Origin of the sequence: Proteus myxofaciens ATCC 19692 (assembly GCF_001654855.1) — a bacterium.
GTDB classification, from domain to species: Bacteria; Pseudomonadota; Gammaproteobacteria; order Enterobacterales; family Enterobacteriaceae; genus Proteus; species Proteus myxofaciens.
This window is the reverse complement of record NZ_LXEN01000120.1, coordinates 22,905-35,920: the sequence shown is the minus strand read 5'-3', so window position 1 is coordinate 35,920 and position 13,016 is coordinate 22,905. Positions and strand designations below refer to the sequence as shown.

Sequence of the window (13,016 nt, the reverse complement as noted above, 5' to 3'; positions counted from 1 at the left end):
TGAAGAAAATATCTCTATATGAATATCTATAATCGATAAAAATAATTTGTTTAGGCTGTTTATAGAAAGGAAAAAGGAAGCCTTTTAAAGCTTCCTTTTAGTCTAAAGTCATAGAAATAAATACAATATGGGTGTTATTTAAAACTATATTCAACAACCATACTATGACTTCGATACACAATCTTATTTAGTGTGACTGAAATTAATCTTTTGTATTTTCAGCATCACTTTCGGCTTCATCTTCACTAGTAAAGTCTGCTGCACTTGTGAATTCACCCGCATGGTTTAGTAGCATTTCACGTAATTTACTATTCAACTCATTATACATTTCAGGGCGTTCTTTTAGATAATTAGTTGCATTTGCTTTACCTTGGCCAATTTTTTCGCCATTGTAGCTATACCAAGCACCTGCTTTTTCAACTAATTTATGTTTAACACCTAAATCGATTAATTCGCCATAGGTATTAATACCTTCGCCATACATAATTTGGAATTCAGCTTGTTTAAATGGTGCTGCAACTTTATTTTTTACCACTTTCACACGAGTTTCACTACCAACAACCTCGTCACCATTTTTCACTGAACCAATACGGCGAATATCTAAACGTACTGAAGCATAGAATTTAAGTGCATTACCACCTGTTGTGGTTTCTGGGTTACCAAACATAACACCAATTTTCATACGAATCTGGTTGATGAAGATAAGAAGTGTATTGGAGTTTTTTAAGTTACCCGCGAGCTTACGCATTGCTTGGCTCATCATACGAGCAGCTAAACCAACGTGTGAATCACCAATTTCACCTTCAATCTCTGCTTTTGGTGTTAATGCTGCAACGGAGTCAACAACGATGACATCAACAGCGCCAGAGCGAGATAACGCATCACAAATTTCTAATGCTTGCTCTCCGGTATCTGGCTGAGAACAAAGTAAGTTATCAATGTCTACGCCTAATTTTTGAGCATATATTGGATCTAACGCATGTTCAGCATCAATAAAAGCACAAATTTTACCTTCGCGTTGAGCTGAGGCAATAACTTGCAATGTAAGAGTTGTTTTACCTGAAGATTCTGGCCCATAGATTTCAACAATACGACCACGTGGTAAACCACCAGCACCTAAAGCAACATCTAATGATAGTGAGCCAGTGGAGATAGTTTCTACGTTCATAGAACGATCTTCACCCAGACGCATGATAGACCCTTTACCAAATTGCTTTTCAATTTGACCAAGTGCTGCGGCCAATGCTTTTTGTTTGTTTTCATCAATAGCCATGTTATCTCCCTCTGGGCAGTGAAACATTAGATGGTCACTACCGTTAAAACGTATATGATTTTGCTTGTTAAAACTCATTATACTGTATAATCATACAGTATCAAGTTAATTATTAATAATTTCTTTATATATTGATTTTAAAGAAAAAATAACCGATTCTGCTCTAACCTGCTCTCGATTCCCACTAAAAATACAGTGTTTTGCAATAACATGAGTGCCTGATGCATTTTTGCAAGCAAAGCCAAACCAAACTAAGCCAACGGGTTTATCTGCACTTCCTCCACCTGGTCCTGCAATACCACTCACAGAGATAGCGAAATCGGCTTTAGCAGCCTTAAGTGCACCAAGTGCCATTTGACATACCACTTCTTCACTCACAGCACCGTGTTGCGCGAGTGTTGATTCATCAACACCAATCATTTCATGCTTGGCTTCATTGCTATAAGTGACAAAGCCACGGTGATAATACTCAGAGCTACCTGCAATATCTGTGATAACTTTAGCAATCCAACCTCCAGTGCAAGATTCTGCTGTGGTCAGTGTACATTTTTTTTCGATTAGGGCTTTTCCCACTTCAATACTTAAGCGCGTTATTTCATCGTTATTTATCATCAAAGCCTTTTAACCTCTCTTTGTAAATTAAAAACCCTAACTTATCACTAAGATTTTTTACGCAGGCAATCCCATAACCATAAGCTACCAATAGCAAGCGCGAAAATAGTACCAAAACCAATACCAATAGTCACAACGGATATACCAATACTCGTCACTAAAGAGAATAAGCCTAACATTAGTAACATAGCGGTATTTTCACCCAGATTTTGCACTGCGATTGCATTACCAGCACCTACGCTATGTTTACCTTTATCTTGTAAAAGTGCATTAAGGGGAACAACAAAGAAGCCACCAAAAATACCAATCATAATTAAGATAAAATAAGTTGGAATAACCGTTGTTTGTAAAGCGAAATAAACAACACTCACCCCAATAAAAATACCCGCAGGCATACAACGACGAACCGTTTTTAATGTCACCAGTTTTGCGGCTAATCCAGCACCAACCACGATACCAACAGCCACCATCGCATTTAATACTGTTGGTGTTGTATTATCTGTCATGCCTAGTGCAATAGGTACCCATTGCACAAGTAAGAAGCGTAATGTGACTCCTGCGCCCCAAAACATGCTAGTTCCTACTAAAGAAAAACGGCTTTCCTTGTCTCTCCATAATAATTGGCAAGCATCAAAGAATTGAATAAATAATTTTTTGATATTCCAGCCTCGTCCTATTTGTGCCGCAGATAACTTAGGAATACCAAAACTCACAAAAACAGCTAATCCATACATAATAGCGCATACTATTAAGGCTAATGTAATATGCCAATCAGAGAGTAATCCACCAATAACAGAACCGAGCAGTATCGCAGCAATAGTTGATGCCTCCATCAATCCATTGGCTTTAACTAAGCGCTCTCCATCTGTTAGCTCACCTAAAATACCGTATTTAGCAGGAGAGTAGACAGCAGCGCCAATCCCCACCATGGCATAACCTAAGAAAGGATCTGAACCAATACAGATAAGTGTCGCACCTATAAATTTTAAAAGATTGCCACTTAGCATAACCCTACCTTTAGGATTACTATCGGCAAATCTTCCAACAAATGGCGCTAATATAATGAATGCCAGTACAAAAACCATCTGTAAGACAGGTTGGCTCCAGTCTGGATAAAATGCAGATTTAAACTGAGCTAATATCGCAAATAGCAATGCATTGTCAGCAAAAGCAGAAAGGAATTGTGATAGTAGTACAGCTTTCATTCCTTTATTCATTAAAGGAGGTTGGCTAGTATTTACTGACATTAGCTATTTTCCTGTTCAGCGAGTTTTTTAAGAGTCACGAAATCTGTTTTTCCACTACCTAAGAGAGGAAGTTCTTCAACAAAACGGATGTCTTTTGGTACAGCGATATCCGCCATACCGTCTGCTTTTGCCAAAGTAGATAACGTACTACGTTCTAATTGACTATCTGTTGTGAAAAGGACTAATGATTCGCCTCTACGAGGGTCAGCAATAGAGATAACAGCGTGAGCGCCCCCTTTTGATGCTTTACTTACGAGATGTTCAACACTTTCAAGTGAGATCATTTCACCTGCAATTTTAGCAAAGCGTTTCACTCGCCCTTTAATTGTACAAAATCCTTCGCTATCTAGCGTGACAATATCCCCTGTATCATACCAGCCAGCTTGCTCAATGCCTTCGGCATTAATTGCCGTTGGGGTTTCTAATATAGAAGGAGCTTCAACACGCAGATACCCTTTCATTATGTTAGGACCTTTGACTTGTAAGCGCCCACCTTCAGGAATCCCGGGTATCGGGATCAATCGTCCTTCCATACCTGGTAATAACCGACCTACTGTATGTAATTTTGCACTCAATGGCACATTAATAGAGACAACTGGTGCACATTCTGTAACACCATAGCCTTCTAAAATGCGGACACCAAACTTTTCTTGCCATAAGATACGTGTTGATTCTGATAATTTCTCAGCACCTGCAATGACATATCTAATACGATAAAAATCATAAGGGTGTGCATTTTTTCCGTAGTTAGCAAGAAATGTGGATGTACCAAATAATACTGTGCAGTTTTGGTCATAAACTAATTCAGGGACAGCTCGATAATGTAATGGGCTGGGATAAAGAAAGACTCTAGCACCTAAACAAATCGGCGCTAATAAACCAGCAGTTAAGCCAAAAGCATGAAATAAAGGTAGTGCAGACATAAATTTATCTCGAGGTGAGAAATCTGCAACAGCACGAATTTGTTCAATATTGGCTAATAAGCTTGAATGACTATGCACAACCCCTTTTGGCGTGCCTTCAGAGCCTGAAGTAAAGAGAATTATCGCTGCATCATCCGCACTTTGCGGCAACATGGCTTTATGAGGCATTAATAGGTGTTTCAATACCCAGCGTTTGTCATCACTTGTGATAGTGTTTTTGAGATCTTCAAGATAAATCCAATTCGCTTGCGGAACTTGCTCTGGAATATGTAATAAATCGGCTTTTTCTAAAAATTGTCGCGAAGTGAAAATAGTCTTGATTGATGCAGCTTGTAAGGCATTTTCAATACCTAAGCTACCCGCAGTATAGTTTAGCATGGCAACAATACGCTTGCGCATGCTTGCACCAAAAAGAACTGTGGCGGTGATTGTACTGTTAGGAAGCAATAAGCCAATACGCTCATTAGGCTGAGTATGATGCTCAATAATACGACTCATGCCTAACGTTTTCTTTAAAAAACTAAAGTAAGAATCTTCTTTTAAATTAATATCAGAAATTAACGGACTGAATCGCCCATATTGAGACATCGCTCGTAAAAATGCTTCATAAAGTGTAATGCTAGGGCGCGTTTGCATGATGGCATCCATCATTACATCACGCATTGCTTCACCAGATAAACGGCGACGTTCTGAAGATTTATCACTTTTAGGCATAGGTATTTCAACAGGAGGTAATACCTTTATCGTCATTTTTTGAAATAAATGAGATTTCATGCCTAATGTTTTACGAACACGTGAAAAATAGCTAAATTCAGCACCTTCTATTCTAACAGGGACAACTTTAGCACCTGATTTTGCTGCAATAAACGCCGCACCTTCATAAATTTTCATCAGTCCATTTGTTACCGTTATTCGACCTTCAGGAAAAATAACAATAGGACGACCTTTATCAACCTCTTTTACGAGCTGACGTACGGCCATAGAGTTCGATGGATCTAAAGGAACAATATCAGCATAACGGCTTAACCAGTTTGCTATTCTTGATGTAGCGACAGAAGTATAAACAGCAAATACAGGATTAATAGGTAAAAACAAACGTAGTAATACACCATCAATATATGATGTATGATTAGGGATAATGATACATTTTTCGTGTTGTGAAAACTGCTCAATAAATCCTTCAACTTTAACTCTAAATAGGATTTTAAATAGTGTTTTTAAAAACGCTATTAGCATCATGTCCATATCTCATTTTATAATTGTCAGTTACGCCTACTATAAATAGGATATGAAAAAAATAAAATAAAAGTCCGCTATTTCACTCTGTTATCAGATAATTTCTTAATTATTTAGTTAATTTTACTAAAATAATCTCAATAATTTCTTTTATTGATAATCCTGCATTAACAATAATGTCAGCACATTCTAAATAAAGGGGTTCGCGTTTTTCTAGCACATCTCGTGTTTCAGCGAGTAAGGTTTTTCCTGTTAAACTTGGACGTTGAGCCTCATTTGGATCATCTGATAAGCGATCTATCAATGTTTCAACCGATGCTTGTAAATAAATAGTTACACCTGAAGCTTTCATATAGGTCCGATTTTTCTCGGCTAGAATTATGCCACCCCCTGTCGAAATGACTTGATTAGGGCAACTTACATCAACTAACGCATCTGATTCTATTTTACGAAAAAATTCCCATCCATTATCTTCAACTATAGAGGATATAGTTTTCTGATATTTATCAACAATCCAATTATCTGTATCAATAAAGTGATAATCTAGAATAAGAGAAAGCGCTTTACCTACGGTTGTTTTTCCTGCACCACGAGGGCCTATCAGGTAAATTGTACTATCCATAATATGCACTATCTCCATAGTGTGTAAGTCTTAAAAAAGGTGTAATTAAAAATTTACATGGTGTAAAGGTAAAAACATCATACCTGATGATATGAAAAAATAAAGCCACACTTTAAAAAGTATGGCTTGATGCATTGTGTTAGGAATTAACGACGTATTGTATTATCGCCGTAACCAATCCACTTATAGGTGGTTAGTGCATCTAATCCCATTGGACCTCTAGCATGTAGTTTTTGTGTACTAACAGCAACTTCAGCACCCAGTCCAAATTGTCCACCATCAGTAAATCGAGTGCTGGCATTAACATATACAGCAGCAGAATCGACTTGACGAACAAAGCGGTCAGCATTAGCGAGAGATTGCGTTAAAATCGCATCAGAATGCGCAGTACCATAATGGCGGATATGATTAATTGCGGCATTAAGATCAGCAACGACTTCAACATTTAAATCAAGCGATAACCATTCATCACGGTAATCTGCTTCTTTTACATCAATAACTGTTGCCTTACCTTTTTGTAATCCGGCAAGTGCTTTTTCACTAGCATGTAGCGTTACTTTTTGTGATGCCATAGCATTACTTAATAACGGCAAAAATAGCTCAGCAATCTTTTCATGTACTAATAAAGTCTCTAATGAATTACATGCACTTGGTCTTTGTACTTTTGCATTTGTGATAACACCCAGCGCTTTTTCTATATCGGCACTTTCATCAACAAAAGTATGGCAAACGCCAATACCGCCAGTTATGACAGGGATGGTTGATTGTTCACGACACAGTTTATGTAATCCTGCACCACCTCGAGGGATCAGCATATCAATATATTGATCCATCTTTAGCATTTGCGCAACTAACTCACGATCAGGTCGATTAATAGCTTGAATTGCAGTAGCAGGGATTCCACATTTTTCGAGTGCTTGTTGGATAACAGCAACAATCGCTTGGTTTGTGTGATGCGTCTCTTTCCCACCACGAAGAATGGCTGCATTACCTGTTTTTAAGCATAAAGTCGCGACATCAATAGTCACATTAGGTCGAGCCTCATAAATCACACCAACAACACCTAGAGGAACTCTACGACGCTCTAAGCGTAATCCGCTATCTAATAGTCGACCATCGATAATTTGTCCTACAGGATCTTCTAAGCGACAGACCTGACGTACATCATCTGCGATAGCTTTTAAACGTTCACGTGTTAATAATAAACGATCTAACATTGCAGCATTAATATCGGCATCACGAGCAGCTTGCATATCTTTTTCATTTGCGCTCAAGATAGCCACTTCTTGTTGCTCTAATAGAGAAGCAATGGCATATAAAGCCTCATTTTTTTGCTCTGTTGATAATTGAGCTAAATGCCAAGAGGCCTCTCTTGCTGATTTACCCATCTGTTCTAACATAAGAGACTCCTTAGCTAACAATCATATCATCACGATGTACAGCAACACTGCCATACTCGTAGCCTAAAATATGGCTAATTTCTTGTGAATGGTGTCCTGCAATTAAACGTAATGCATCACTATTATAATGCGAAACACCATGAGCGAGATCTTTACCTTGCAAATTTTGAATGCGTACAACACATCCACGCGAGAAATCACCTGTAATTTCTTTTATACCTTTAGGCAAAAGTGAACTACCTTTTTCTTTTATCGCCTTTTCAGCACCATCATCAATAACAATAACCCCTGCAATTGGCGCACCAAAAATCCATCTTTTGCGTTTTTCTAATGGGCTTTTTAAGCCATGGAAAAGTGTGCCTACGGGTTCATTATCAATCACTTTAGCAATAACATCAGGTTTAACACCGGCAGCTATAATCACATCAATACCAGCGCGACCAGCAACGGTTGCAGCTTGAAGTTTAGTTGCCATTCCCCCTGTACCTAATCCTGAAACGCTATCTCCAGCAACTTGACGTAGCTCATCACTAATATCAAATACTTCTGGAATTAATGTTGCTTTAGGATCATGACGAGGATCAGCGGTGTAAAGACCTTCAATATCAGTTAATAATAAAAGTTTATCTGCACCCCCTAAAATAGCGGCAAGTGCTGAAAGGTTATCATTATCCCCTACTTTAATTTCTGCAGTAGCGACGGCATCATTTTCATTAATAACAGGAATAATGTGATTATCGAGTAATGCATGTAGTGTATCGCGTGCATTTAAAAAGCGTTCTCTATCTTCAATATCTGCGCGTGTTAAAAGCATTTGCCCAATATGAATATCGTAAATGGCAAATAATTGCTTCCATACTTGAATTAGTGCACTTTGACCAACAGCCGCTAATAGTTGTTTTGAAGCAATAGTGGCAGGTAAATCAGGATAATTTAAATATTCACGCCCAGCTGCAATTGCACCTGATGTCACGATAATAATCCGATGCCCTTTTTCGTGTTGTTTTGCACATTGGCGAACCAGCTCAACAATATGAGACTGATCTAAACGTCGTGAACCCCCAGTGAGTACACTCGTTCCTAATTTAACAACCAGTGTTTGGCTGCTACTCATAACATTTACCATTTTGTTGATTAGAAAAATAATACACAGTTTTATCAGGAGAGAAGCGTTATGCCAACCGACATAACGCAAAAACAACGAAAAGTTGCCCTAACACAATATTAGGGCTGAAGAGAAAGATGAAAATCGTTCATTTTTTCATCTGGTGTGAGCGTCATTTCTAATTCAGCCACCGTTGTTTGAAGAAAATTATGAAAACGAAGAAGTGTTTCATTAATAGAGTTAATAACATCTTTTTTACTAATTACTTGATTGAGCCAATCACCATTTTTATCAAATAATCCTATTTGATAATGGTAAATGAGCTCTTGCTCATTACGTTCTAAATACATCCACCAGCCCCAAAATTCACGTTTTTCGGGAGCTACTTTTGTATTTACACAGACAGCCAAGCAATCAAAAAAAAACTGGCCTTCTTGGCATTGTTGCTCTCTGATATAAGGGCCTATCTGAGCAAAACGCTTTAATAACTTACCTCGGGTCGGGTTCAAAGATGAAGTCATAAATCAGTCTCCTTATCCTCCCTACTGTTATATAATCTAATATAATTGGCAAGTTATAGTTCAATAATTATTATATTAATTTTTTATAAATCCAATCTGCACTGTTTTGTAATGCTAACTCTAATCCTTCATATAGTGGTTTTTCATTAATTGCTAAAATATCGCCATCCATAGAAGAACGCGCAATTAATTGCGAATCTTCTTTTGGACTGATGTCATCACCTTTCCAATAAACACTCATCATAGGGACTGGCATACGTCGACCAATCAATCCCTGGTTTTTTAGCGAATAACTGCTTAGCGATAATCTCAGATTATTTTCATCTATATTGAATAACCCTAAACGGCTAGCTATTACATCAAGATACATGATAGGAATTTTTTTCTGCAACTGTGGCTGAGTAAAGAAAGCGTGGATGAGTGGCCCTAGTGCGACAACACCTTTGATTAACTTAGGGTAGATATAAGCTAAGCGCACCGCGATATTAGCACCGAAGCGAAACCCCATAACGCCGATACGTGTATGGTCTATCCAAGGTACTTCTGAAAGTTGGGTAAGCACTTCACCTTGTAATTTACACGTGTCTTCAGATAATTTTAACTTTGCACTATAACCAATAGATGGCATATCAAGTGTTAGCATTGCTATGCCCTTAGGCGCAAGGTATTTTCTAAAGAAGCTCACATAATCGCTTTGAAGATTATCTAATCCACCGCAAAAAATAACGGTTGGATAAGGACCACGGCTATCTTTAGGAAGATGTAAAAAGCCCGTTGTTGTACCTTTTTCTTCTAATTTAAATGTTAATTTTTTAACGACATATGATGAAAACTTAGTGGCATTCTCAAAGGCTTTCATCGCTAAGACGACCGCTTGATCTGCTAAAAAATCCCCATTAATAAAAGGGTAAGCAGCAATACTATAAAGATTAGCAGCACGTAACCAGCAATCCGCAGCTTTATCGCCAGATTCTTCACGTAATGCTTTTTGTTGCCAAGTCATCGCTTGATGAGACCATTCAAATGACCAATTACCTTTACGATAACCAACAATCGTATCAATAAATTTATCATCACTACGTGGTGCATCCTTTAATGCGATGCGACTGAGCACTTCTTCAATCTCAATAGGTGAAAGGCCTCGCCAAATCCACTGCAAGCGCTGAATTGTTCTATACCAACTTTGCTGGCTTGTTCCGTTTAATACAGAGTATGTTGCTATATTTGATTTTGGGTGTGTGTACTGTATTAACGTTGATGTTTCAGCGTGTTTTGCACGAGGTTTAAACAGTGTTTCAGAAAGATTTGTATTATCTGCCATATCGTTTTTCAAATTAGTGAATACCTTAGTAAATACCACTAATAGTCATAAAATAGCTAAAAGGTGGTTAAAAGTTCTATTTTTATCATAGCATGGAATCACTTCAAGCAGTGTGAATTACAAAAGAGATAAAACGAAAAGATGATAACAGCGTGTATTCTCACAAAATAAAAATCCCCGCAATGACAAACTGTTCAATAAATGAGAACAACGTGTTTTGCGGGGATTCGTCTTTTTATAATTAACGAAACGCGTTAATTATAATATTATTTTTGATCACAAACAGGAGGAACAAAGGCAACACCCATATCCCAAGGCTGTTCAATCCATGTATCTTGAGGGATATCAACTACAAAATCATCAACTAAAGGGCGCCCTTCTGGTTTTGCGAAAATAGTGACAAAGTGAGCTTTAGGATACATTTCGCGAATAACTTTAGCAGTTCCACCAGTATCCACTAAATCATCAACGACGATAAAGCCTTCACCATCACCTTCTGCTTTTTTTAAGATTTTGAGGTCACGTTGATGATCATGGTCATAACTAGAAATACAGACGGTATCCACATGACGAATACCCAATTCACGAGCAAGTAATGCCGCGGGAACAAGCCCCCCACGACTGACAGCAATAATGCCTGTCCATTGTTCGACTGGTAATAAACGTTGCGCCAATTGACGGGCATGTATTTGCAACATATCCCACGTTACAACATATTTTTCGCTCATAATATTGTGATCCTAGCTACTTGAATTCGAGAGAAGCTTTTTTGCGGAAAAAAAGGTTGCGCGAGATTATAGTGATTTGAGCGCTTAAAGACCAGAGAAAACGATAAATCAAACAAGATTATCCCTGTTTTTTATTCTTACTCCACTTTTTGATTAAAAAACAGACATTACAATCCATAGATACAATATTAAAATATAATATATTAAATAGAGATGTGAATAGAATGACGCATTCATCAAAAGAAAGTGATATTCTCAATGATATTGGCGTATAACGCTCAGAATAATAAAGCTAGCCCTTAAGAAAGCGGTAGGCTATTCATAACACAGATGCTGTTATAGGAGATCCGTTGTGTCTGAACTATCTACTCTATCCCCACAACCACTGTGGGATATTTTTGCAAAAATTTGTTCTATTCCACATCCGTCGTATCATGAAGAAGCCCTAGCTTCTCATATTCTTTCTTGGGCTAATGAAAAAGGTCTATTTGCTGAACGTGATGCTGTTGGTAACATTTTAATTCGTAAACCAGCAACAAAAGGCATGGAAGATCGTAAAGCGGTTGTTTTACAAGCACACTTAGATATGGTGCCACAAAAAAACAATGACACTGTTCACGACTTTACCAAAGATCCTATTCAACCTTATGTTGATGGCGACTGGATCAAAGCCAAAGGTACAACATTAGGTGCTGATAATGGTGTTGGTATGGCCTCTGCTTTAGCAGTTCTTGCTGATGACACAGTAAAACATGGCCCACTAGAAGTCTTATTAACCATGACTGAAGAAACGGGTATGGATGGTGCTTTCGGTTTACAACCTGGTTGGTTACAAGCTGATATTCTTATCAATACAGACTCAGAAGAAGAAGGCGAAATCTACATGGGTTGTGCTGGTGGTGTTGATGTAAAAACCACGGTTGCACTTTCTTATGATGCTATACCTACAGGCTATATTGTTAAACAACTGGTATTAAAAGGATTAAATGGCGGTCACTCAGGTGGTGATATCCATTTAGGCTTAGGTAATGCAAATAAGTTGCTAGCACGATTTTTAGCAAGCCATGCTGATGAATTATCACTGAAATTAATCGACTTCCACGGTGGTACACTGCGAAACGCAATCCCACGTGAAGCACATATTATTTTCGCTATTCCCGCTGATAAGGCACAGCAACTAACAACGCTGACAAATGATTTTGAAGCACTGTTAAAAACAGAATTAGCAATAGCAGAAAAGAATCTAAAAATTGAATTAATTGATACAACAACAGATAGAAAGGCATTCTCAGCTGATTGCCAACAACGTTTTATCAATTTAATGAATGCCATGCCAAACGGCGTTATTCGAATGAGTGATGATGTTGAAGGTGTTGTTGAAACTTCGCTAAACGTCGGTGTTGTTAGCATTGTTGACGATAAAGTTGAAATTCTTTGCTTAATTCGCTCACTGATTGACAGTGGCAAAACTTATGTTGTTAGTATGCTAAGTGCATTAGCAAAATTAGCCAATGCTGAACTTGAAGCAAAAGGTGGTTACCCAGGTTGGAAACCGGATGCTGATTCACCTGTCATGCATCTTGTCCGTGATACTTATCAACAACTATTTGATAAAGTACCTAATATTATGGTTATTCATGCAGGTCTTGAGTGTGGTTTATTCAAAAAACCTTACCCAGAAATGGATATGGTTTCTATTGGGCCAACTATTCGTGGTGCACACTCACCAGATGAACGCGTACATATTAAAAGTGTCGGTCAATACTGGCAATTATTAACAGCGATTTTAAAAGCAATCCCTGCAAAATAATAACCTATTAGCTCAAAACTTAAAGCTCGTAATATAATGTTGCGAGCTTTTTTAATGAGAATAAAACCCTTTCTTTCTGCCTTTTTTATCATTCTTCTCTATTAATTAACTAGCTAATTCTCTTATTTAACAATTTGTTATTTCTTATATTCCTTTTTGGAATTAATACATAAACACTAATAGGAATTATTTCTATATTAATAATAATTATCATTAGC

At 37.7% G+C, this 13,016-nt stretch carries 11 protein-coding genes; 1 reads left to right on the top strand and 10 read right to left on the bottom strand.

Translation table 11 applies throughout. The features are described 5' to 3' along the window. Window positions 1-202 precede the first annotated feature (202 nt). From recA to gpt, 10 genes are all read right to left on the bottom strand, one after another. Window positions 203-1,273 carry a recombinase RecA gene (recA, locus tag M983_RS12680; RefSeq protein ID WP_066751467.1) on the bottom strand — a complete coding sequence of 357 codons (1,071 nt, stop codon included), beginning with the start codon at window positions 1,271-1,273 and terminating at the stop codon, window positions 203-205. A 105-nt stretch (window positions 1,274-1,378) separates the two neighbouring features. Next, window positions 1,379-1,885, bottom strand: a complete 507-nt coding sequence (pncC, locus tag M983_RS12675; RefSeq protein ID WP_066751463.1) for a nicotinamide-nucleotide amidase — start codon at window positions 1,883-1,885, stop codon at window positions 1,379-1,381. A gap of 47 nt (window positions 1,886-1,932) precedes the next feature. Then, window positions 1,933-3,132 (bottom strand): lysophospholipid transporter LplT, encoded by a 1,200-nt coding sequence (gene lplT, locus M983_RS12670; RefSeq protein WP_066751460.1) that lies wholly within the window; start codon window positions 3,130-3,132, stop codon window positions 1,933-1,935. Further along, a complete protein-coding gene (gene aas / locus M983_RS12665; protein WP_083954601.1) occupies window positions 3,132-5,294 on the bottom strand; it encodes a bifunctional acyl-ACP--phospholipid O-acyltransferase/long-chain-fatty-acid--ACP ligase in 2,163 nt (720 codons plus the stop codon). Before aas ends, lplT begins: the two co-directional genes overlap by 1 nt. Window positions 5,295-5,400: 106 nt before the next feature. After that, the gene (gene aroL, locus M983_RS12660; protein WP_066751456.1) at window positions 5,401-5,913 is read right to left on the bottom strand and encodes a shikimate kinase AroL; all 513 of its coding nucleotides are present in this window, start codon (window positions 5,911-5,913) and stop codon (window positions 5,401-5,403) included. 146 nt (window positions 5,914-6,059) lie between these two features. Continuing rightward, window positions 6,060-7,313, bottom strand: a complete 1,254-nt coding sequence (gene proA / locus M983_RS12655) for a glutamate-5-semialdehyde dehydrogenase (protein ID WP_066751453.1) — start codon at window positions 7,311-7,313, stop codon at window positions 6,060-6,062. 10 nt (window positions 7,314-7,323) lie between these two features. Then, window positions 7,324-8,427, bottom strand: a complete 1,104-nt coding sequence (gene proB, locus M983_RS12650; RefSeq protein ID WP_066751450.1) for a glutamate 5-kinase — start codon at window positions 8,425-8,427, stop codon at window positions 7,324-7,326. A gap of 110 nt (window positions 8,428-8,537) precedes the next feature. Continuing rightward, window positions 8,538-8,939 (bottom strand): sigma factor-binding protein Crl, encoded by a 402-nt coding sequence (gene crl, locus M983_RS12645; RefSeq protein WP_066751448.1) that lies wholly within the window; start codon window positions 8,937-8,939, stop codon window positions 8,538-8,540. A gap of 70 nt (window positions 8,940-9,009) precedes the next feature. Next, window positions 9,010-10,260 carry an esterase FrsA gene (frsA, locus tag M983_RS12640; RefSeq protein ID WP_066751445.1) on the bottom strand — a complete coding sequence of 417 codons (1,251 nt, stop codon included), beginning with the start codon at window positions 10,258-10,260 and terminating at the stop codon, window positions 9,010-9,012. Between the two features lie 266 nt (window positions 10,261-10,526). Further along, entirely contained in the window at window positions 10,527-10,988 is a 462-nt protein-coding gene (gene gpt, locus M983_RS12635) for a xanthine phosphoribosyltransferase (RefSeq protein WP_066751438.1), read from the bottom strand. Window positions 10,989-11,340: 352 nt separating this feature from the next. On the opposite strand from gpt, the gene pepD reads away from it, so the two are divergent. Further along, window positions 11,341-12,798, top strand: coding sequence for a beta-Ala-His dipeptidase (pepD, locus tag M983_RS12630; RefSeq protein WP_066751436.1), 1,458 nt, complete (start codon window positions 11,341-11,343; stop codon window positions 12,796-12,798). The last annotated feature ends 218 nt before the right edge of the window (window positions 12,799-13,016 follow it).